This window comes from Citrobacter sp. Cm046, assembly GCF_030333065.1.
Taxonomy (GTDB): domain Bacteria; phylum Pseudomonadota; class Gammaproteobacteria; order Enterobacterales; family Enterobacteriaceae; genus Citrobacter; species Citrobacter murliniae.
In genome coordinates this window covers 160,290-181,785 of sequence record NZ_JAOWGP010000041.1, presented here as the reverse complement: position 1 = coordinate 181,785, position 21,496 = coordinate 160,290, and the positions used below count along the sequence as shown (strand labels likewise).

Genomic DNA, 21,496 nt, shown 5'->3' with positions numbered 1-21,496 from the left:
TTAATATAGTGTGCTATTGTAGCTGGTCTTAACCGGGAGCAGGAACAGAGAATCTCCCGTAAAACATTTTGAGGAAAGTCAAAACGTCATGACGCGCATGAAATATCTGGTGGCAGCAGCCACGTTGAGCCTGTTTTTGGCGGGTTGCTCTGGTTCAAAGGAAGAGGTGCCCGATAATCCGCCAAATGAAATCTACGCGACTGCTCAGCAAAAGCTGCAGGACGGTAACTGGAAACAGGCAATAACGCAATTGGAAGCGTTGGATAACCGTTATCCATTTGGACCGTATTCTCAGCAGGTGCAATTAGATCTCATCTACGCCTACTACAAAAACGCCGATCTGCCACTTGCTCAGGCTGCTATCGATCGTTTTATCCGCCTGAACCCGACACATCCTAACATTGATTACGTCATGTACATGCGTGGCCTGACCAATATGGCGTTGGATGATAGCGCACTGCAAGGATTCTTTGGTGTCGATCGCAGCGATCGCGATCCTCAGCATGCCCGAGCTGCGTTTAATGACTTTTCCAAACTGGTACGCGGTTATCCGAATAGCCAGTACACGACGGATGCCACCAAACGACTGGTCTTCCTGAAAGATCGCCTGGCGAAGTATGAGTACTCCGTTGCTGAATACTACACTGCACGTGGCGCATGGGTTGCAGTTGTGAACCGAGTGGAAGGAATGCTGCGCGATTTCCCGGATACACAGGCAACACGTGATGCTCTACCGTTGATGGAAAACGCCTATCGCCAGATGCAGATGAATGCACAGGCCGAAAAAGTGGCGAAAATTATTGCCGCCAACAGCAGCAACACCTGATTTATCTGTAAATGCAAAACGGCAGCCTTTGGGCTGCCGTTTTTTTATCCGTTGACGCTGTAACTGAAGCGGTTTAGCTGCAACGCATCCAGTCAAATATGGCCTGCTTTCAGGTATTCCTCAAGTAATAAATCACCTGTTCCTGCGGTGCCTCACAAAAAGGTTTTCTTGACAAAAAGCGACAAAAAAATGTGATTTAAATCACACATTTTGACATTAGGAACGGTATGCTGGAATCACCAAGACGGGAAAGACAAGAGGTAAAATTTATGACAATGAACATTACCAGTAAACAAATGGAAATTACTCCGGCAATTCGCCAGCATGTCGCAGACCGTCTCGCCAAATTAGATAAATGGCAAACTCATCTGATTAATCCACATATCGTCCTGTCCAAGGAGCCACAGGGTTTCATTGCTGATGCCACCATCAATACACCGAACGGACATCTGGTCGCCAGCGCAAAACACGAAGATATGTACACCGCAATTAACGATTTGATCAACAAGCTGGAACGGCAGCTCAATAAAGTGCAGCACAAAGGCGAAGCCCGTCGTGCAACAACTTCAGTAAAAGACGCCAACTTCGTCGAAGCAGAAGAAGAGTAGTCCCTTACATTGAGTGTATCGCCAACGCGCCTTCGGGCGCGTTTTTTGTTGACAGGGTGAAAACAGTACAGGTACTTTACTGTCGTAGCCAAAGGAAAATTACATGAAACTTGTCCCGTTCTTCTTCGCATTCTTTTTTACCTTCCCCTGAATGGGAGGCGTTTCGTCGTGTGATAAAGAATGCGAAGACGAACAATAAGGCCTCCCACAACGGGGGGCCTTTTTTATTGATAACAAGAAAGGCAACACTATGACATCGGAAAACCCGTTACTGGCGCTGCGAGAGAAGATAAGCACGCTGGATGAAAAATTACTGGCTTTGCTGGCTGAGCGACGTGGACTGGCCGTAGAAGTCGGCAAAGCTAAGCTGCTTTCTCATCGTCCGGTACGCGATATTGACCGCGAACGTGATCTGTTAGACCGGTTGATTCAGCTTGGTAAAACACATCACCTCGACGCACACTACATCACCCGACTATTCCAGCTCATCATCGAAGACTCCGTACTCACCCAACAGGCGCTCCTTCAGCAGCATCTGAACAAGATCAACCCACACTCAGCACGGGTCGCTTTTCTGGGGCCAAAAGGCTCTTATTCTCACCTTGCAGCACGTCAGTATGCTGCACGCCACTTTGAGCAGTTTATTGAGAGCGGCTGCGCAAAATTTTCCGATATTTTCAACCAGGTAGAAACCGGGCAAGCCGACTACGCTGTGGTACCGATTGAAAACACCAGTTCCGGTGCGATCAACGATGTCTACGACCTCCTGCAACATACCAGCCTTTCTATCGTGGGGGAGATGACGATAACTATCGACCACTGTGTGCTGGTTTCCGGTACTGCGGATCTAAATAGCATTGAAACCGTGTACAGCCACCCGCAACCGTTCCAGCAGTGCAGCAAGTTTCTCAACCGATATCCACACTGGAAGATCGAGTATACAGAAAGCACCTCTGCAGCAATGGAAAAGGTCGCGCAGGCCAACTCACCACACGTAGCGGCTCTTGGAAGCGAGGCCGGTGGCGTACTGCATGGTCTGCAGGTCCTCGCACATATTGAAGCCAATCAGTCGCAAAATATTACCCGTTTTGTCGTGCTGGCACGCAAGGCAATAAATGTTTCCGACCAGGTTCCGGCGAAAACCACGCTGCTAATGGCGACGGGTCAGCAGGCTGGTGCGCTGGTTGAAGCGCTCCTGGTGCTGCGTAACCATAATCTGATAATGACTAAACTGGAATCACGCCCGATTCACGGCAATCCGTGGGAAGAGATGTTTTATCTCGATATACAGGCCAATCTGGAATCACCAGAGATGCAAAAAGCATTGAAGGAGCTGGGGGAAATTACCCGTTCGATGAAAGTACTTGGCTGTTATCCAAGTGAGAATGTAGTGCCAGTCAATCCGAGCTAAAGTGTGACAATGCCGGATAGCGCTACGCTAATCCGGCCTACGATTCATACGATTTTGTAGGCCGGATAAGACGCGTAAGCGTTGCCATCCGGCATTTTACTTACTGGCGACTGTCGTTAGCCTGGCGCAACAGAGTACGGCTTTCACTCTGAAAACGTTTAGCATAATCACCAAACCAGTGTTCAACCTTACGGAAGCTGTCGATAAAGGCCTGCTTGTCCCCCTGTTCCAGTAAACCAATCGCTTCGCCAAAACGTTTGTAATAACGTTTGATCAGCGCGAGGTTACTCTCTGAAGACATAATAATATCGGCATACAACTGCGGATCCTGGGCAAACAGCCGTCCTACCATCGCCAGTTCAAGGCGGTAGATCGGTGAAGAGAGCGCCAGCAACTGCTCCAGTTGCACATTCTCCTCTGCTAAATGCAAGCCGTAAGCAAACGTCGCAAAATGACGCAACGCCTGGATAAAGGCCATATTCTGGTCATGCTCAACGGCGCTAATCCGATGTAGCCGCGCGCCCCAGACCTGAATCTGTTCCAGGAACCACTGATAAGCTTCCGGCTGACGTCCGTCACACCACACAACCACCTGCTTTGCCAGGCTGCCGCTGTCCGGGCCAAACATCGGATGTAAACCCACTACGGGACCATCGTGCGCCGCCAGCATCGCCTGCAGCGGGCCATTTTTCACCGAGGCCAGATCGACCAGGATACAATCAGCAGGCAAGCGCGGTAATTTCGCAATAACCTGCTCCGTGACGTGAATTGGCACACTGACAATCACCATTCCGGCGTCAGCCACAATTTCCTGCGCACGATCCCAGTCCTGCTGTTCGAGAATACGCACCTGATAACCCGACAGGGTGAGCATTTTTTCAAACAGCCGCCCCATCTGACCGCCGCCACCGACGATCACCACCGGACGCAGAGAAGGACAAAGCGTTTTAAAGCCTTTGTCATTCTCGCTGGAGTAAGACTCGCGCATTACCCGACGTAAAACATCTTCAATAAGATCTGGAGGGACTCCGAGCGCTTCTGCCTCCGCACGGCGCGAAGCCAGCATAGATGCCTCGCGCTCAGGTACGTAGATCGGTAGCCCAAAGCGGCTTTTAACTTCGCCGACTTCAGCAACCAGTTCCAGACGGCGCGCAAGTAAATCCAGCAGCGCCTTATCCACTTCATCAATTTGATCGCGCAACGCGGTCAATTCAGCAACCATAACTAACCTCTTAAACCAGGCGCGTCGCCAGATGGCCGTTCAAGTCTTTGCTAATTTCACGCAACAACGCGTCCGTCATTTCCCAGCTAATGCAGGCGTCAGTTACAGAGACGCCGTATTTCATTTCACTGCGCGGTTGCTCGGAGGACTGGTTGCCTTCGTGAATATTACTTTCAATCATCAGGCCGATGATTGAACGGTTGCCATCTTTAATTTGAGCAACCACAGACTCAGCCACGGCTGGCTGACGACGGTAATCTTTATTGGAGTTACCATGACTGCAATCTACCATCAGTGAAGGCCGCAGTCCCGCCTGCTCCATCTCTTTTTCGCACTGTGCTACGTCTGCCGGACTGTAATTCGGCGCTTTACCGCCACGCAGGATCACATGGCCATCCGGGTTACCCTGGGTTTGCAGCAATGCAACCTGCCCTGCCTGGTTAATGCCAACAAAGCGGTGCGACTGCGCAGCTGCGCGCATGGCATTGATTGCTGTCGCCAGGCTGCCGTCAGTTCCGTTTTTAAAGCCTACCGGCATGGACAAACCCGAAGCCATTTCACGGTGAGTCTGCGATTCAGTCGTACGCGCACCAATAGCTGACCAGCTAAACAGATCGCCCAGGTATTGCGGACTGTTTGGATCTAATGCTTCCGTTGCCAGCGGCAGCCCCATATTAACCAGCTCAAGCAGCAGTTGACGCGCAATCTTCAGGCCTGCTTCTACATCAAAAGAGCCATCCATATGAGGATCATTAATCAACCCTTTCCAGCCGACGGTGGTACGGGGTTTTTCAAAATAAACGCGCATCACCAAATAGAGGCTATCGCTGACCTCTGCGGCAAGGGTCTTAAATCGACGAGCATATTCAAGAGCAGTTTCAGGGTCGTGAATTGAGCAAGGACCACATACCACCAACAGACGCGGATCGCGACCCGCTATAATGTCAGAAATGGTTTTGCGCGATTGAGCAATTTGCTCCTCTTGCGCCAGGCTCAACGGGAATTCCGTTTTGAGTTGTTCCGGGGTCATCAGAACCTGTTCGTCGGTGATATGTACGTTGTTCAGCGCGTCTTTTTGCATGGTGGTGATCCTGTTTAGCTCGTTTGCGATAGTGTCCTCTGCGAGGAGGAGATAACGATAACATAACAGGTAAAGATTTCAATCCACAATCCGTAAATTTTAATTTACACCACTACATTTTAACGCAAAAAACTGGCCTATAGATGTACATTTAAATTTACATCCTTCATATTTCAGATCCACTATGCTTTTTTAATAAACCCAGGGAGTACAGGCAATGAAGCAACTCATCAGCACCCTATTTGTATTATTTCTTAGCGGCTGCCAGATAGATCCTTATACCCACGCCCCCACATGGACCAGTACCGACTGGTACGATGCGGGGATACAAGACTCTATTTCGGGTAATGTCATTAAAGATAATGAAATACTTGCCGACAACTACAATGATCCAGAGGTCGATCGTCCACAATATCTTAAGGGTTATGCCGAGGGACAAAGAAAAATCTGTCAGCCAGACTTTGTCTATGCACGAGGATTGAGCGGAAAAACCTTCCCCCCAGCTTGCGATACTGTCGAGAATGTCAGCCAATTACACAGTGCCTGGCAAAAAGGAGCAAACGAGGGAGCTGCCTCAACAAGATTAAATTAAACAAAGACTTACAATTCACTAATCACTGAGGTTTAGCTTAGGTCGTCAATATTAGCCCTCCAGATATAATGACGCCCTGAAAAAATAATGTTATTTTGCTACAAACAATCGCCAATTTATTTCGACGTATACAGCTGACGCTAGTAGGTAACATCTCATGAGCTTTTCTTATCGACTCATACTTCTACTGGCACTGCTCATGACCGGGTTACCGCTGTTTGCCCAAAGCATGACTGAAGAAGCAAAATCTGTACGTTCAATGGTTGCCGGCATCGTCAGTTACACTCGCTGGCCAGCACTTTCAGGTCCACCAAAACTGTGTATTTTCTCTTCATCACGTTTTTCCAGCGTATTGCAAGATACCAGTTCTGCGGCGTTGCCTTATCTTCCCGTCATTGTTCATACGGACCAGGAAGTTTTAGTTGCACAGTGTGATGGTTTTTATTTTGGTAAAGAATCGCCTACATACCAGGTGGAATTAAAGAATAAATATCCATCTAAGGCATTGTTATTAATTGCTGAAGAGAATACTGAATGCGTTATTGGTAGCGCCTTCTGCCTCATAATTAATGATAAAGACGTAAGATTTTCCGTAAATATGGATGCCCTGTCGCGCAGCGGTGTAAGGGTTAGTCCAGACGTATTGATGCTGGCACGGAATAATAAGCATGGATAAGGGTATTTCTCCCATAAAACGCCCGACGTTTAAACGGACATTACGGCGTATCAGCATAATCAGCGTTCTGGTAACAATGACGCTGATCTGGCTGCTGCTTAGCATTTCTTCCGTGTTAGCTTTAAAGCAATATGCGCAAAAAAATCTGGATTTGACCGCCGCGACTATGACTCACTCGCTTGAAGCCGCGTTAGTCTTTTCTGATGGCTTTGCCGCAACAGAAACACTGGCTGCACTGGGGAAACAAGGGCAATTTTCTGTTGCCGAAGTACGCAACCAGGATCAAAAAGTGATCGCCACCTGGCGCTATGATGCACAGGATACAACAGACAAAATCAGCGGACTGATAAGCCACTGGCTTTTCCCACAACCGGTTACTCAGCCCATTATGCACAATGGCAACGTTATCGGTGAAGTATGCGTGGTTGCGCGCGATAGCGTGATCAGCCATTTTATTTATTTGTCATTAGCCGTTCTTACCGGATGCATTTTATTGGCATCGGGTATTGCATTAATGCTCACTCGCTATTTACACAACGGTGTTGTGGAGGCTCTGCAGAATATTACTGAAGTGGTGCATGATGTTCGTACTAACCGTAACTTCTCGCGACGAGTTTCAGAAGAACGTATTGAAGAGTTTCATCTTTTTGCTCAAGACTTTAATAGTCTGCTGGATGAGATGGAAGAATGGCAGCTACGGCTCCAGGCCAAGAATGCACAACTATTGCGTACCGCACTGCATGACCCTCTTACCGGTCTTGCTAATCGGGCCGCATTTCGTAACAGCATTAACGCCCTGATGAACGACAAAGACGCTCACGGTAGTTCGGCGTTGTTATTCCTCGATGGTGATAACTTTAAATTTATTAATGACACCTGGGGGCATGCTGCAGGCGATCGGGTTCTGATTGAAGTCGCCAAAAGACTGGCCGAATTTGGTGGCAATCGCCATCAACCGTACCGTCTGGGAGGGGATGAATTTGCCATGGTGTTGTACAGCGTTCATTCAGAACACGAAGTTGAGCACATTTGTACCGCACTGTCGCAAGAGTTTAACCGACCTTTTGACCTTGATAATGGTCATCTGGCAAGCATGACGCTAAGCATCGGTTTTGCGCTGACGTGGGAACATGCCTCTGCTGAAAAATTACAAGAACTGGCCGATCACAATATGTATCAGGCGAAACATTTGCGTTCTCAACGCATAATTAAAAAATAAGGAATTACACACATGCTGAAACGTCTATTATCCCCGTTTATTTTGATAATGCTGATTCTGGCAGGCTGTCAGGCTCCTCAGGGTAAATTTACACCTGAACAAATTGCAGCCATGAAATCATACGGGTTTACTGAAGCTTCGGGAGACTGGTCTCTGGGTCTGTCCGATACCATCCTGTTTGATAAAAACGACTATAAACTCCGCCCTGAAAGTGAAAAACAGATCCAGGAAATGGCATCCAAACTGGCTGCTACCGGCTTGAACCACGCTCGTCTGGATGGTCATACCGACAACTATGGTGAAGACAGCTACAATGAGGCTCTGTCACTCAAGCGTGCTAACGTAGTTGCAGATGCCTGGGCTCAGGGTGCTAACATCCCCAGAACTAATCTGACGACGCAGGGACTGGGTAAAAAATACCCGATCGCCAGTAACCAGACGTCAAAAGGTCGTGCCGAAAACCGCCGTGTTGCGGTGGTTATCAGCACGCCTTAATCATCACTCGGCTGACTGCGCCAGAACAGTATGCGAAGCACTGAACCAGCGCAGCCAGTCAATTGCTATAAAAAACAAAAGACTAATACCTGCAACTGGCATCAAGGCCCCCAGAACAATCGCCACCGCCAGCACAGCAAATCGCCCTTTCCCATTGAGCATCAGCCAGCACTGAACCAGCGTCTGTGCCGGGTTAACCGCTGAACGAGCGGGTCGACGAATCCACCACAGTCGATAGCCAATCACAATCATCAGGCAAAGCCCTGCACCAAAGATAATCAACAGCCATTGATTCAATTGACCAAACAGGATCCCCATATGGAAATCAACGCCCCAACGCGTCAGTTTCGCGATTAACGGGAAATCAGCAAATCGCGTCCGGTCGATTACCTGCATCGTTGTCGCATCAATAGAAACCGCATCGACCTGAGTAGGCCAACGGCGGTCAATCTCAGTGACGGTCCAACCATGCTGTGTATCTTTTGCCGGGCGGATCTCCAGCTTTTTAGCCTTTATCCCCGCCGCCTGCGCCACACGTAAAACGACATCAAACTGGTTACCGTCAATGACACTCATTGCGGGCATCACCATTTCAGCGTGATGCCCGGCATGGTCATGGTGAGATTCTATGGCACCATGGAGTTGAGTATTGACCTGCGGCGTCAGCCAGCCAAAAGCCGCGCGCATTTTATCCACATTCCCCCCAGCCCATTGTGACCAGGTCAACCCTGTAGCGGAGAACAACAACATTCCCCCCAACAGAAACCACCCCAGCACTACGTGTAAGCGACGGCTGTTTTGCACACGATTATTCAGCCTGCGTTTTGGTCGCGTAAAAAACCAAAGCGCGATGCCGCCCAGGGCCGCTATCCACATCCAGGATGCCGCCAGTTCACTATACAGACGCCCTGTATCGCCCAGCAGCAAAGAACGGTGAGCATAGTCGATCCATTGTCGCAGAGGTAAGATCCCACTGGTGCCATATACGGTCATATCCCCATTTACCGACAGCGTAACCGGGTCGATAAAAATCGCCCGGTTTTCTGAGGGAGCCAGTGTCGGATCAGCAAACATGACCTGGGTTGTTGTCCCTGACTCCAGAGCAGGCCGTACCGCATGCACACGCAACTGATTGCCGGTTATCTGCTGCGCTTTTGCAACTTGAGCCGCCAGCGATTGCAGCTCCCCTGGTCCTGTTCCCTGAAGCGCTCGTGAGTAAATCGCCTCTTCCAGCTGAGGCGTGGCGACATAGAGTGTACCGGTAAGCGCCGCTACAAAGATAAATGGTCCGACGAACAGACCGATATAGAAATGAAGGCGTCGCAGCAGGGCTACCCATGCCGCACGCGGGGTGCAGGTTGTCATACTTTTCCTTAGAAAAAGCAAAAGAGTGTCGTAGCGCTTATGCGTACAAACGTATTGTTAGAATCAGGAAAAAGCAGGCCTGCGCGGCGGCGCACGGGTATCGGGATAAAGCCAGGGGAAAAAGTGCCAGAATGTCGCTGTAGGATGCAACGGCATTTTTTTCTGAATAAGTAACACACCACACAGCAGGATCACCAGCGCCAGTATCAGCCCGGGGACATGAGCCAACAGGACACAATAGCCGCACGCTTCTCCGTGATCGACAGGCATCGTCATCGGTGCTGCACTCGAATGAGTTTCAGCGTGCTCCGCCATCATGCTCATGTCATGGTGCATACCCGGCATAGTGCTCATGGGATCTTGTTGCAAAGAGACAGAAATCAGCGGCGCAACGACGATCAACAGGATCGCAAACAACGCAAACCATGCCGCGTATCGTTGATTAATTGACTGAGAAGTTACACCAATAGCCACTGTTCCTCCGGCAACGAAGAGTCATTGTAAATGATTTATGAACTAATGGTTAACAATGTGAGTTTCAACGATATAAAAAAAGGGGCCAGCCAATTGGCCAGCCCCTTCTGTCAGGATGTCGCCTGAGCGATATCTTAGTTAAGACGCTCTTTGATACGAGCAGACTTACCAGTACGCTCACGCAGGTAGTACAGTTTAGCTTTACGAACAGCACCACGACGTTTGACAGAAATGCTGTCAACTACCGGAGAGTGAGTCTGGAAGACACGCTCAACGCCTTCGCCGTTGGAGATTTTACGAACAGTGAATGCAGAGTGCAGACCGCGGTTACGAATAGCGATAACCACGCCCTCGAATGCCTGCAGACGTTTTTTGGAACCTTCAACAACCCATACTTTCACTTCCACGGTATCACCCGGACGGAAGGAAGGTACGTCCTGCTTCATCTGTTCTTGTTCAAGTTGCTTAATAATGTTGCTCATAATTTAATCTCTTATCCTGGGTAAACTGATATTGGGGGCTTACGCCTGCCCATCATGTTTATGTTGCTGTTGTGCGTGTTCCTTTTTGAACTCCGCCAGCAACCTTGCTTGCTCTTCAGTCAGAGCCAGGTTTTCCAGAAGTTCAGGTCTTCTAAGCCAGGTCCGGCCCAGCGACTGTTTCAAACGCCAGCGACGTATCTCAGCGTGGTTCCCCGACAGTAACACTGCCGGTACTTCCATCTGTTCTAACACTTCAGGTCGGGTATAGTGTGGGCAGTCCAGCAACCCGTCAGCAAACGAATCTTCGATTGCTGATGCTTCATGACCCAGAACTCCCGGAATAAACCGGGAAACGGAGTCGATCAGCGTCATTGCTGGTAACTCACCACCGCTGAGAACGTAATCGCCGATTGACCATTCTTCATCAATTTCGGTTTGAATCACGCGCTCATCTATTCCTTCATAGCGACCACACACCAGAATCAGCTTCTGATTCGTGGCCAGTTCGCTAACGCCCGCTTGATCAAGCTTGCGTCCCTGAGGTGACAGATAAATCACCTTTGCGCCTTCACCAGCCGCAGCTTTTGCTGCATGAATGGCGTCCCGTAAAGGTTGCACCATCATTAACATCCCCGGTCCGCCGCCGTAAGGACGATCGTCCACGGTACGGTGTCGGTCATGAGTAAAGTCACGAGGACTCCAGCTCTGGATGTTCAGCAGACCATTTTTTACTGCCCGGCCAGTTACCCCGTAATCGGTAATTGCGCGGAACATTTCTGGAAACAGGCTAACGATACCTATAAACACAAGCCAATCCCCATAACGCCGACTTTTACCGTTTATCCGGTGGTTTAAAAACCAGGATCCCAATCTACTTCGATAGTACGAGTAGCGAGATCGACTTTCTTGATAACCTGCCCATCGAGGAACGGTACTAAACGTTCCTTGATACCAAACGCATCTTTCAGGTTTGCCTTAATGACGATTACGTCATTCGATCCGGTTTCCATCATATCGACGACTTTACCGAGATCGTAGCCTTCAGTGGTCACTACCTGACAGCCCATAAGGTCTTTCCAGTAGTAAGAACCATCTTCCAGCGCTGGCAACTGCGAGGAATCTACGACAATTTCGCAATTCGTCAGTAGATTCGCCGAATCACGATCGTCAACGCCTTTCAGCTTGATGATCAGATCCTGATTGTGGTGCTTCCAGCTTTCCAGCTGTACTTGCTGCCACTGACCCGCCTTCTGGATAAACCAGGGCTGATAGTCAAAAATGCTTTCGGCGTCTTCAGTGGAAGAAAACACTCTGAGCCAACCACGGATACCGTAAGAAGACCCCATTTTACCCAAAACGATGGGTTCCACGGGTGCCTGTGCGGCGAGTTGCTTGCTCATCATGACCACCGTGACAGATTAAGCTGCTTTGTTTGCTGCTTTGATCAGCGTAGCTACGCGATCAGAAATAGTCGCGCCCTGGCCAACCCAGTGAGCGATGCGATCCAGATCCAGGCGAGTGCCTTCTTCTTTTTCGCTAGCGATTGGGTTAAAGAAGCCAACGCGCTCAATGAAGCGACCGTTGCGTGCATTACGGCTGTCGGTGACAACAACCTGGTAGAACGGACGCTTTTTAGCGCCGTGACGAGCTAAACGAATAGTTACCATAACATCCTCTTGTGTGAATAAAACACCGGGCCCCATCGAGGGAAGGGACCCGGTGTCATATTAAAAGCCCGAAAATTTTACTGATTTCTGGGAAAAAAGCAATCAGCATGTGATGAAGCTTTATGCCAGGGCGTTACCGTTGCAGCCAGTTTGACGTCGGCGTGCGCGCAGAAAGCGGAGCGTACACGCAGTTCGTGAGCATTTACTCGCTCCGCTCGCCCTGCGGGCCGCCCTGAAGTGCGTTCAAAACACTATAGTGTTTTGTTGAGCACACTCCGGCGTCAAAATGGCAAATAAGGTAGCCCGATATATTTATCTACCAGGGAAGCCTGGCGGCATCATGCCCTTCATATTCCGCATCATCTTCGCCATTCCGCCCTTCTTCATTTTCTTCATCATGCGCTGCATGTCGTCGAACTGTTTCAGAAGACGGTTAACATCCTGTACCTGCATACCACAGCCCAGTGCGATACGGCGTTTGCGAGAACCTTTGATAATTTCCGGCTTGGCGCGTTCTTTCATCGTCATTGAGTTGATGATGGCTTCCATACGCACCAGCACTTTATCGTCCATCTGCGATTTCACGTTGTCAGGAATCTGACCCATACCCGGCAGCTTGCCCATCAGGCTTGCCATACCGCCCATGTTTTTCATCTGTTTAAGCTGCTCTAAGAAGTCGTTCAGGTCGAAACCGTCGCCCTTCTTCAGCTTGGTCGCCAGCTTTTCAGCCTGCGCGCGGTCAACCTTGCTCTCAATATCTTCAATAAGCGACAACACATCGCCCATACCGAGAATACGCGAAGCAATACGATCCGGATGGAACGGCTCCAGCGCTTCTGTTTTTTCACCCACACCGAGGAATTTAATCGGCTTACCGGTGATATGACGAATAGAAAGCGCAGCACCGCCACGGGCATCACCATCGACTTTAGTCAGAACCACACCGGTTAACGGCAGTGCTTCGTTAAAAGCTTTTGCGGTATTCGCGGCGTCCTGACCAGTCATGGCATCGACAACAAACAGCGTTTCTACCGGATTGATAGACGCGTGGACCTGTTTGATTTCGTCCATCATGGCTTCGTCAACGTGTAAACGACCAGCGGTATCCACCAGCAACACGTCGTAGAACTTGAGTTTGGCTTCTTTCAGCGCGGCGTTAACGATATCAACCGGCTTCTGACCAACATCAGACGGGAAGAAGTCCACACCGACCTGCTCGGCCAGCGTTTCCAGCTGCTTGATCGCCGCCGGGCGATATACGTCAGCGGATACGACCAGCACTTTCTTCTTGTGCTTCTCGCGCAGGAATTTACCCAGTTTACCGACGCTGGTTGTTTTACCCGCACCTTGCAAACCCGCCATCAGAACGACGGCCGGAGGTTGCGCAGCCAGATTCAACGTCTGGTTTTCTTCGCCCATTGCCGCAACCAGTTCGTTACGGACAATCTTGACGAACTCCTGCCCTGGCGTCAGGCTTTTGTTAACTTCATGACCAACCGCTTTCTCTTTTACGCGATTGATAAACTCACGCACTACCGGCAGCGCAACGTCAGCCTCCAGCAGCGCCATGCGCACTTCGCGCAGCGTTTCTTTAACGTTGTCTTCAGTAAGGCGTCCACGGCCACTGATATTGCGCAGCGTGCGCGACAAACGATCGGTTAAATTATCAAACATTGTCTCTCGCCTGGGGTGGAAACGGTCGGTCGCGACAGCGACACATCAACAGAAATTTGTCGCAGTATAACATGAAGCCGCCTTTGTTGTTATGCAACGGTTGGAGCAGCGGTCACGTAACGCTATACTGCTTTTCTTTATCACTGGCCAAACTGTCGACACATATATGCCCGTTTTTGCTCTGTTCGCCCTTGTCGCCTATTCCATCAGCCTCGCGCTGATCGTTCCCGCCCTGCTGCAGAAAAACAGCGGCTGGCGGCGCATGGCTATTCTTTCGGCGGTTATCGCACTGGTATGCCACGCTTTTGCCCTGGAAGCTCGTATTCTGCCCGGAGGCGAAAGCGGACAAAACCTGAGCCTGCTGAACGTTGGTTCACTGGTCAGCCTGATGATTTGTACCGTAATGACCATCGTAGCCTCACGCAATCGTGGTTGGCTATTGCTGCCGATTGTTTATGCCTTCGCATTGATCAATCTGGCATGCGCCACGTTTATGCCCAACGAGTACATCACCCATCTCGAAGCCACGCCGGGTATGATGATCCATATCGGACTGTCGCTATTATCTTATGCAACGTTAATCATTGCCGCACTGTATGCACTGCAGTTGGCGTGGATCGATTATCAGCTCAAAAACAAAAAACTGGCTTTCAACAACGAAATGCCGCCGTTGATGAGCATTGAACGTAAAATGTTTCATATCACCCAGATAGGCGTAGTTCTGTTGACGCTGACCCTGTGTACTGGCCTGTTTTACATGCATAATCTGTTCAGTACGGAAAATATAGATAAAGCCGTTCTCTCTATCGTGGCATGGTTTGTCTATATCGTTCTGCTGTGGGGGCATTACCATGAGGGCTGGCGCGGACGTCGTGTCGTGTGGTTTAACGTCGCGGGCGCAGGCATTCTGACGCTGGCCTATTTCGGCAGCCGCATACTGCAGCAGCTTGTGAGTTAAGTCTTTAAGGAACCCTACGTGGAACATATCTCCACCACCACGCTCATTGTCACTCTTCTCATCATGGTGGTTATTTCTGCCTACTTTTCCGGCTCTGAAACCGGAATGATGACCCTGAACCGCTACCGTCTACGTCACCGGGCAAAACAGGGTAACCGTCAGGCAAAACGCGTTGAAAAATTACTTCGTAAGCCAGACCGCCTGATAAGCCTGGTGCTCATCGGTAATAACCTGGTAAATATCCTGGCCTCGGCGCTCGGTACCATTGTCGGTATGCGCCTGTATGGCGATGCGGGTGTGGCGATTGCCACCGGTGTTCTGACTTTCGTCGTGCTGGTGTTTGCCGAAGTGTTGCCGAAAACTATTGCCGCGCTGTACCCGGAAAAGGTCGCCTATCCCAGCAGCGTATTGCTTGCCCCATTGCAAATACTGATGATGCCACTGGTCTGGTTGCTTAATACCATCACGCGTCTGCTGATGCGCCTGATGGGCATTAAAACGGATATCGTGGTGAGCGGTTCGCTGAGTAAAGATGAACTTCGTACCCTGGTGAATGAATCGCGCTCGCAAATCTCTCGCCGTAACCAGGATATGCTGCTGTCAGTGCTGGATCTGGAAAAAGTCAGCGTTGACGACATCATGGTACCGCGCAACGAAATTATCGGTATTGATATTAACGATGACTGGAAATCAATCGTGCGCCAGTTGTCGCACTCCCCGCACGGTCGCATTGTGCTGTACCGTGACTCGCTGGACGACGCCATCAGCATGCTGCGCGTACGTGAAGCCTGGCGCCTGATGGCCGAGAAAAAAGAGTTTACCAAAGAGACTATGCTACGCGCCGCCGACGAAATCTATTTCGTCCCGGAAGGCACACCGCTCAGCACCCAGTTGATTAAATTTCAGCGTAATAAAAAGAAGGTGGGTCTGGTGGTCAACGAATATGGTGATATTCAGGGACTGGTCACGGTCGAAGATATTCTGGAAGAGATTGTCGGCGACTTCACCACCTCAATGTCACCAACGCTTGCAGAGGAAGTCACGCCGCAGAATGACGGTTCAGTGATTATTGACGGCAGCGCCAACGTTCGTGAAATCAACAAAGCCTTTAACTGGCACTTACCGGAAGATGACGCGAGAACGGTGAACGGCATTATTCTTGAAGCGCTGGAAGAGATCCCGATTGCCGGTACGCGAGTGCGCATTGGTCAGTACGATATCGATATTCTCGACGTGCAGGACAATATGATTAAGCAGGTACAGGTATTACCGGTAAAACCGCTGCGCGAGAGCGTGGGAGACTAGGAAGATGATTGTAGGCCGGGTAAAACATCTGCATTACCCGGCACTACAGGCTGGTTAGCCTTTGGCTTTTGCCACAGACACCATCGCTGCACGAATGGTACGTCCGTTCAGGGTATAACCCTTCTGCATCACCATCAGTACATTACCGGCAGCCACTTCGTCAGACTCAACCATTGCAATAGCCTGATGCACGTTCGGGTCCATCGGCACATCAATATCCGCAACCACCTGCACACCAAACTTCGCTACGACATCCAGCATCGACTTACGGGTCAGCTCAATACCTTCAACCATCGCCGTCATGGAATCGCTGTCTTTGTTCGCCACTTCCAGCGCACGATCCAGGCTATCCAGCACCGGCAGCAGTTCGTTGACGAATTTTTCCAGCGCGAACTTATGCGCCTTTTCTACGTCCAGTTCGGTACGACGACGCAGGTTTTCCATTTCAGCTTTGATACGCAACACGCTGTCACGCTCACGCGTTTCGGCCTCGGCAAGCTGAGCTTCCAGATTCGCAATTTTTTCGTCGCGCGGATCCACCTGCTCAGCAGAAGCGTCTGGTTCAACCGCCTCAACTTCTTCGTGCTGATCCATGATAATTTCTTCCGGGGCTTGCCCCTCAGGCGTTTTCTGTTCTTTACTACTCATGAATTTCTCCGCGTTTTTTTCGCATTCATCTCGCTAACTTGGCTTATTATGGGGATCAGATTCAGGGATTCAAGGGAAGTACTCACATTGTCACTAATCTTCGCTACAAGGACCTCGAGAAAATGAACAAACATTTCAAGTGTATTGGCATTGTGGGGCATCCACGTCACCCCACTGCACTGACGACACATGAAATGCTCTACCGCTGGCTGTGCACGAAAGGTTATGAGGTTATCGTGGAGCAACAAATCGCCCACGAACTCCAACTGAAAAATGTGAAAACCGGCACTCTGGCGGAGATAGGCCAACAGGCGGACCTCGCTGTGGTTGTTGGTGGCGATGGCAATATGCTTGGTGCAGCGCGCACACTGGCACGCTATGACATTAAGGTTATCGGGATTAACCGTGGCAACCTCGGTTTTCTGACAGACCTTGACCCGGACAACGCCCATCAACAGTTAGCCGACGTGCTGGAAGGCCACTACATCAGTGAAAAGCGCTTTTTGCTTGAAGCCCAGGTCTGCCAGCAGGATTGCCAGAAGCGCATCAGCACCGCCATCAACGAAGTTGTTCTGCACCCTGGAAAAGTCGCGCACATGATCGAATTCGAGGTCTATATCGATGAGACCTTCGCCTTCTCCCAACGCTCGGACGGGCTCATTATTTCTACGCCAACCGGCTCAACGGCCTACTCGCTTTCCGCCGGCGGTCCGATTCTGACGCCATCGCTCGATGCCATTACGCTGGTACCGATGTTCCCGCACACATTGTCGGCACGCCCGCTGGTGATTAACAGTAACAGCACAATTCGGTTGCGCTTCTCCCATCGCCGGAATGACCTGGAAATTAGCTGCGACAGCCAGATTGCGTTACCTATACAGGAAGGTGAAGACGTATTGATTCGTCGTTGTGATTACCACCTGAACCTGATTCACCCAAAAGATTACAGCTATTTCAATACATTAAGCACGAAACTGGGTTGGTCAAAAAAATTATTCTAATTTAACACCAGCCTCTTTACTGTATAAAAAACCAGTTTATACTGTATGTAATTACAGTTATGGTTTTTCATACAGGAAAACAGCTATGTTGGCACAACTGACCATCAGCAATTTTGCTATCGTTCGTGAACTTGAGATCGATTTCCAGAGCGGAATGACCGTCATCACCGGTGAGACCGGGGCGGGTAAGTCCATTGCCATTGATGCCCTCGGTTTGTGCCTGGGTGGGCGTGCAGATGCCGACATGGTGCGCACTGGTGCCACACGTGCCGACCTGTGTGCCCGCTTCTCTTTGAAAGACACACCTGCGGCGCTGCGCTGGCTGGAGGAAAACCAACTTGAAGAAGGTCGTGAATGTTTGCTCCGACGCGTGATCAGCTGCGACGGACGCTCCCGCGGCTTTATCAACGGCACCGCAGTTCCACTGTCACAGCTTCGCGAACTGGGCCAACTGCTTATTCAAATCCATGGCCAGCACGCACACCAGCTCCTGACTAAACCTGAGCAGCAAAAATTCCTGCTCGATGGCTACGCCAATGAAGCCTCACTGACTCAGGAAATGGCTGCACGCTACCAGCTGTGGCACCAGAGCTGCCGTGACCTGGCGCATCATCAGCAGCAAAGCCAGGAGCGCGCCGCCCGTGCGGAGCTATTGCAGTATCAGTTAAAGGAGCTGAATGAATTTAACCCTCAGGCGGGTGAATTTGAACAAATCGATGAAGAGTACAAGCGTCTGGCTAACAGCGGGCAATTACTCACCACCAGCCAACAGGCGCTGGCTATCATGGCAGATGGCGAAGACATTAACCTGCAAAGCCAACTGTACACAGCAAAGCAGTTGGTTGGCGAACTGGCGGAAATGGACAGTAAGCTCTCCGGTATTCTGGACATGCTCGAAGAGGCCACCATCCAGCTCAGCGAAGCCAGCGACGAATTGCGCCACTACTGCGACCGACTGGATTTAGACCCAAACCGTTTGTTCGAACTTGAGCAGCGGATTTCTAAGCAAATCTCTCTGGCGCGCAAACATCATGTCGCACCGGAAGCGCTTCCTCAGTTTTACCAGTCTCTGCTGGATGAACAACAGCAGCTTGACGATCAGGCCGACTCGCTGGAAACCTTAACGCTGGCCGTGAACAATCACCACCAGCAAGCGCTGGAAACAGCTAAAGCACTGCATCAGCAGCGGCTGTATTACGCTCAGGAGCTTGGGCAACTGATTACAGAAAGTATGCATACCCTCTCTATGCCGCACGGCCTCTTTTGTATTGATGTAAAGTTTGATGAACATCATCTGAGCGCAGACGGTGCCGATCGCGTTGAATTTAAAGTCACCACGAACCCTGGTCAACCGATGCAGGCCATTGCGAAAGTTGCTTCTGGTGGGGAACTGTCACGTATCGCACTGGCTATTCAGGTCATCACTGCGCGTAAAATGGAAACCCCGGCACTGATTTTCGATGAAGTTGACGTCGGTATTAGCGGCCCTACAGCCGCCGTCGTGGGGAAAATGTTACGCCAGTTGGGTGAATCAACACAGGTTATGTGTGTCACACACCTCCCACAGGTTGCTGGTTGTGGCCACCAACACTTCTTTGTCAGCAAAGAAACTGACGGCGCGATGACTGAAACGCATATGCAACCGCTCGACAAACGCGCGCGCCTGCAAGAGCTAGCCCGCTTGCTTGGCGGTAGCGAAGTGACGCGCAATACCCTGGCAAATGCAAAAGAACTGCTGGCAGCGTAAACTTTTTTCCCTTGTAACGGTCTGAGTTCAACATAAAATCGCCAGCCGACCCGACAGCAAAAGGTTTTAAAGTGGTGAAAGGTCTATTATCATCGGCATATTACATATGAGCCGCGTACTGCTCGGGCCCGAAAAGGAATCAAATCACTATGCGCTGTAAAACGCTGACTGCTGCTGCAGCAGTACTACTGATGTTGACTGCAGGCTGTTCCACTCTGGAGCGAGTGGTTTACCGTCCTGACATCAACCAGGGAAACTATCTGACCGCTAACGATGTATCCAAAATTCGTGTGGGTATGACGCAACAGCAGGTTGCTTATGCTCTGGGTACGCCGATGATGTCCGATCCTTTTGGCACCAACACCTGGTTCTATGTGTTCCGCCAGCAACCAGGACATGAAGGCGTAACGCAGCAAACGCTGACTCTGACCTTTAACAGCAGTGGTGTATTGACCAATATCGATAACAAACCAGCGCTGACTGACAATAAATAAGGTTCAGAACGCAGGTTTCAGAGATCAAAAAAGGTGCTCAGTGAGCACCTTTTTTATATCTGCTACTTTTTAGCAGATTTCTCTGCCCGCTGTCTGCGCAGCTCTTTCGGGTCAGCAATCAATGGTCGATATATTTCTACCCGATCACCATCATGCACGATATCGGCAAGTTTTACCGGACGACTGTAGATACCTACTTTATTTTTACTGAGATCGATATCGGTGCGTAATTCCAGCAACCCGGAGGTGCGAATGGCCTCTTCAACCGTTGCCCCCTCTTGCAGCGTTACGCGTTGCAGGTACTGTTTTTCCGGCAGCGCATACGCGACTTCGACGACAATCTTAGCCGACACTGACACTGTAAACCTCTTTTGCACGAACGGTGAAGGCCTGCACCATGTTAGACGCCAGCTCTTTGAAGATCCGGCCAAACGCCAGTTCAATTAACTTGTTGGTGAACTCAAAATCAAGCTGAAACTCAATGCGGCACGCATCCTGGCTGAGCGGCGTAAATTTCCATCCGCCGATCAGTTTTTTGAAAGGGCCATCGACCAGATGCATCAGGATGCTCTGGTTATTGGTCAGTTGATTGCGCGTGGTGAACGTTTTGCTGATCCCTGCTTTAGAAACATCCACAGCCGCCGTCATCTGTCCTGGTGTTGACTCCAGGACACGACTTCCGGTGCAACCGGGTAAAAACTGGGGATAGGATTTAACATCATTCACTAACTGATACATCTGTTCCGCACTGTAAGGTACTAAAGCGGTCCGGCTAATCTGAGGCATAACAATTTCCATCAATATCAATCGTACAAATAATACCATTTATCATCCGCTAAAAAAAACGCTATAGCCTAACTCGTGCTAAGATAGCGCCTTACGCCCCGCTGGATGAAATGGGGTGTTTTTCGATTCCAGATTACCTATACTGAGCGGCATTATGACGAAGAAAAAAGCACACAAACCTGGCTCAGCCACAATCGCGCTTAACAAACGCGCACGACACGAATACTTTATCGAAGAAGAGTTCGAAGCCGGACTCGCCCTGCAAGGCTGGGAAGTTAAATCCCTGCGCGCAGGCAAAGCCAATATTAGCGATAGCTATGTCATTCTCAAAGACAGTGAAGCTTTCCTGTTTGGCGCAAACTTCACCCCGATGGCGGTTGCCTCAACACACGTTGTGTGCGACCCCACCCGTACCCGGAAACTGCTGTTAAACCAGCGTGAACTTGACTCTCTTTATGGTCGAATGAACCGTGAGGGTTATACCGTGGTTGCACTTTCGCTGTACTGGAAGAATGCCTGGTGCAAAGTGAAAATTGGCGTCGCCAAAGGTAAGAAGCAGCACGATAAACGCTCCGATGTGAAAGAGCGTGAATGGCAGTTGGATAAAGCTCGTATTATGAAAAATGCAGGCCGATAAATCTCCATACTTTGTGATCAGTCTCTCCCGCGGAGACTGGTCGTTATTGTTTAGTTATTGAAACCACCCCAATACATTCACCGTATTTATAGTTTATTTTTGCTGAATCGTTAAAATCCCAAATACAC

At 50.0% G+C, this 21,496-nt stretch carries 26 protein-coding genes and 1 other annotated feature; of the genes, 14 read left to right on the top strand and 12 right to left on the bottom strand.

The annotated features are described in order from the left end of the window. Nucleotides 1-88: 88 nt before the first annotated feature. The 4 genes from bamD (at nucleotide 89) to pheA (ending at nucleotide 2,845) form a co-directional block, all read left to right on the top strand. Nucleotides 89-826, top strand: coding sequence for an outer membrane protein assembly factor BamD (bamD, locus tag OGX98_RS14245; RefSeq protein ID WP_136345265.1), 738 nt, complete (start codon nucleotides 89-91; stop codon nucleotides 824-826). Nucleotides 827-1,095: 269 nt separating this feature from the next. Beyond that, nucleotides 1,096-1,434, top strand: a complete 339-nt coding sequence (gene raiA, locus OGX98_RS14240; protein ID WP_045446346.1) for a ribosome-associated translation inhibitor RaiA — start codon at nucleotides 1,096-1,098, stop codon at nucleotides 1,432-1,434. 102 nt (nucleotides 1,435-1,536) lie between these two features. Continuing rightward, nucleotides 1,537-1,662, top strand: a sequence feature (Phe leader region). Then, nucleotides 1,538-1,585, top strand: coding sequence for a pheA operon leader peptide PheL (gene pheL, locus OGX98_RS14235; protein ID WP_100250063.1), 48 nt, complete (start codon nucleotides 1,538-1,540; stop codon nucleotides 1,583-1,585). Its footprint overlaps the feature before it by 48 nt. Before the next feature lie 22 nt (nucleotides 1,663-1,684). Then, nucleotides 1,685-2,845 (top strand): bifunctional chorismate mutase/prephenate dehydratase, encoded by a 1,161-nt coding sequence (pheA, locus tag OGX98_RS14230; RefSeq protein WP_286595439.1) that lies wholly within the window; start codon nucleotides 1,685-1,687, stop codon nucleotides 2,843-2,845. 100 nt (nucleotides 2,846-2,945) lie between these two features. Here pheA and tyrA read toward each other — a convergent pair whose 3' ends face one another. Beyond that, nucleotides 2,946-4,067, bottom strand: a complete 1,122-nt coding sequence (tyrA, locus tag OGX98_RS14225) for a bifunctional chorismate mutase/prephenate dehydrogenase (protein ID WP_045446352.1) — start codon at nucleotides 4,065-4,067, stop codon at nucleotides 2,946-2,948. Between the two features lie 10 nt (nucleotides 4,068-4,077). Further along, the gene (aroF, locus tag OGX98_RS14220; protein WP_045446355.1) at nucleotides 4,078-5,148 is read right to left on the bottom strand and encodes a 3-deoxy-7-phosphoheptulonate synthase AroF; all 1,071 of its coding nucleotides are present in this window, start codon (nucleotides 5,146-5,148) and stop codon (nucleotides 4,078-4,080) included. A 217-nt stretch (nucleotides 5,149-5,365) separates the two neighbouring features. On the opposite strand from aroF, the gene OGX98_RS14215 reads away from it, so the two are divergent. From OGX98_RS14215 to OGX98_RS14200, 4 genes are all read left to right on the top strand, one after another. Next, on the top strand, nucleotides 5,366-5,740 hold the full coding sequence (locus tag OGX98_RS14215) for a DUF2799 domain-containing protein (protein WP_045446358.1): 375 nt from the start codon (nucleotides 5,366-5,368) through the stop codon (nucleotides 5,738-5,740). A 157-nt stretch (nucleotides 5,741-5,897) separates the two neighbouring features. Next, the gene (gene yfiR / locus OGX98_RS14210; protein ID WP_048220779.1) at nucleotides 5,898-6,416 is read left to right on the top strand and encodes a regulatory sequestration protein YfiR; all 519 of its coding nucleotides are present in this window, start codon (nucleotides 5,898-5,900) and stop codon (nucleotides 6,414-6,416) included. Next, the gene (gene dgcN / locus OGX98_RS14205) at nucleotides 6,409-7,635 is read left to right on the top strand and encodes a diguanylate cyclase DgcN/YfiN (RefSeq protein ID WP_045446363.1); all 1,227 of its coding nucleotides are present in this window, start codon (nucleotides 6,409-6,411) and stop codon (nucleotides 7,633-7,635) included. The genes yfiR and dgcN overlap by 8 nt, the downstream gene beginning before the upstream one ends. Before the next feature lie 12 nt (nucleotides 7,636-7,647). Further along, a complete protein-coding gene (locus OGX98_RS14200; RefSeq protein WP_045446366.1) occupies nucleotides 7,648-8,130 on the top strand; it encodes an OmpA family protein in 483 nt (160 codons plus the stop codon). 3 nt (nucleotides 8,131-8,133) lie between these two features. Here the strand turns inward: OGX98_RS14200 and OGX98_RS14195 are convergent, their stop codons facing one another. The 7 genes from OGX98_RS14195 to ffh all read right to left on the bottom strand — a co-directional run bounded on the left by OGX98_RS14195 (nucleotide 8,134) and on the right by ffh (nucleotide 13,792). After that, nucleotides 8,134-9,495 carry a PepSY-associated TM helix domain-containing protein gene (locus tag OGX98_RS14195; protein WP_286595438.1) on the bottom strand — a complete coding sequence of 454 codons (1,362 nt, stop codon included), beginning with the start codon at nucleotides 9,493-9,495 and terminating at the stop codon, nucleotides 8,134-8,136. Nucleotides 9,496-9,558: 63 nt separating this feature from the next. Then, a complete protein-coding gene (locus OGX98_RS14190; protein ID WP_404842369.1) occupies nucleotides 9,559-9,969 on the bottom strand; it encodes a DUF2946 domain-containing protein in 411 nt (136 codons plus the stop codon). A gap of 134 nt (nucleotides 9,970-10,103) precedes the next feature. Beyond that, entirely contained in the window at nucleotides 10,104-10,451 is a 348-nt protein-coding gene (gene rplS / locus OGX98_RS14185) for a 50S ribosomal protein L19 (RefSeq protein WP_004104634.1), read from the bottom strand. Nucleotides 10,452-10,490: 39 nt separating this feature from the next. After that, entirely contained in the window at nucleotides 10,491-11,258 is a 768-nt protein-coding gene (gene trmD, locus OGX98_RS14180; RefSeq protein WP_003031232.1) for a tRNA (guanosine(37)-N1)-methyltransferase TrmD, read from the bottom strand. A 44-nt stretch (nucleotides 11,259-11,302) separates the two neighbouring features. Then, on the bottom strand, nucleotides 11,303-11,851 hold the full coding sequence (gene rimM, locus OGX98_RS14175; RefSeq protein WP_003031230.1) for a ribosome maturation factor RimM: 549 nt from the start codon (nucleotides 11,849-11,851) through the stop codon (nucleotides 11,303-11,305). Between the two features lie 18 nt (nucleotides 11,852-11,869). After that, entirely contained in the window at nucleotides 11,870-12,118 is a 249-nt protein-coding gene (gene rpsP, locus OGX98_RS14170) for a 30S ribosomal protein S16 (RefSeq protein WP_003031228.1), read from the bottom strand. A gap of 312 nt (nucleotides 12,119-12,430) precedes the next feature. Continuing rightward, entirely contained in the window at nucleotides 12,431-13,792 is a 1,362-nt protein-coding gene (ffh, locus tag OGX98_RS14165; RefSeq protein WP_045446375.1) for a signal recognition particle protein, read from the bottom strand. Between the two features lie 166 nt (nucleotides 13,793-13,958). On the opposite strand from ffh, the gene OGX98_RS14160 reads away from it, so the two are divergent. Both OGX98_RS14160 and OGX98_RS14155 read left to right on the top strand, forming a co-directional pair. Further along, entirely contained in the window at nucleotides 13,959-14,750 is a 792-nt protein-coding gene (locus tag OGX98_RS14160) for a cytochrome C assembly family protein (RefSeq protein WP_045449751.1), read from the top strand. Nucleotides 14,751-14,768: 18 nt separating this feature from the next. Continuing rightward, nucleotides 14,769-16,055, top strand: a complete 1,287-nt coding sequence (locus OGX98_RS14155) for an HlyC/CorC family transporter (protein WP_045446378.1) — start codon at nucleotides 14,769-14,771, stop codon at nucleotides 16,053-16,055. 54 nt (nucleotides 16,056-16,109) lie between these two features. Here OGX98_RS14155 and grpE read toward each other — a convergent pair whose 3' ends face one another. Then, entirely contained in the window at nucleotides 16,110-16,703 is a 594-nt protein-coding gene (grpE, locus tag OGX98_RS14150) for a nucleotide exchange factor GrpE (protein WP_045446381.1), read from the bottom strand. 122 nt (nucleotides 16,704-16,825) lie between these two features. Here grpE and nadK point away from each other — a divergent pair, with 122 nt between their 5' ends. From nadK to bamE, 3 genes are all read left to right on the top strand, one after another. Continuing rightward, nucleotides 16,826-17,704, top strand: a complete 879-nt coding sequence (gene nadK, locus OGX98_RS14145; RefSeq protein ID WP_045446384.1) for an NAD(+) kinase — start codon at nucleotides 16,826-16,828, stop codon at nucleotides 17,702-17,704. A gap of 85 nt (nucleotides 17,705-17,789) precedes the next feature. Next, entirely contained in the window at nucleotides 17,790-19,451 is a 1,662-nt protein-coding gene (recN, locus tag OGX98_RS14140) for a DNA repair protein RecN (protein WP_286595437.1), read from the top strand. A 149-nt stretch (nucleotides 19,452-19,600) separates the two neighbouring features. After that, nucleotides 19,601-19,945, top strand: coding sequence for an outer membrane protein assembly factor BamE (bamE, locus tag OGX98_RS14135; protein WP_045446389.1), 345 nt, complete (start codon nucleotides 19,601-19,603; stop codon nucleotides 19,943-19,945). A 62-nt stretch (nucleotides 19,946-20,007) separates the two neighbouring features. On the opposite strand, the gene OGX98_RS14130 is transcribed toward bamE, so the two are convergent. Together OGX98_RS14130 and OGX98_RS14125 are read right to left on the bottom strand one after the other, a co-directional pair. Further along, the gene (locus tag OGX98_RS14130) at nucleotides 20,008-20,298 is read right to left on the bottom strand and encodes an RnfH family protein (protein ID WP_144243106.1); all 291 of its coding nucleotides are present in this window, start codon (nucleotides 20,296-20,298) and stop codon (nucleotides 20,008-20,010) included. Beyond that, entirely contained in the window at nucleotides 20,288-20,770 is a 483-nt protein-coding gene (locus OGX98_RS14125) for a type II toxin-antitoxin system RatA family toxin (RefSeq protein ID WP_071829014.1), read from the bottom strand. Before OGX98_RS14125 ends, OGX98_RS14130 begins: the two co-directional genes overlap by 11 nt. A 115-nt stretch (nucleotides 20,771-20,885) precedes the next feature. Here OGX98_RS14125 and smpB point away from each other — a divergent pair, with 115 nt between their 5' ends. Continuing rightward, on the top strand, nucleotides 20,886-21,368 hold the full coding sequence (gene smpB, locus OGX98_RS14120) for an SsrA-binding protein SmpB (RefSeq protein ID WP_045449753.1): 483 nt from the start codon (nucleotides 20,886-20,888) through the stop codon (nucleotides 21,366-21,368). The last annotated feature ends 128 nt before the right edge of the window (nucleotides 21,369-21,496 follow it).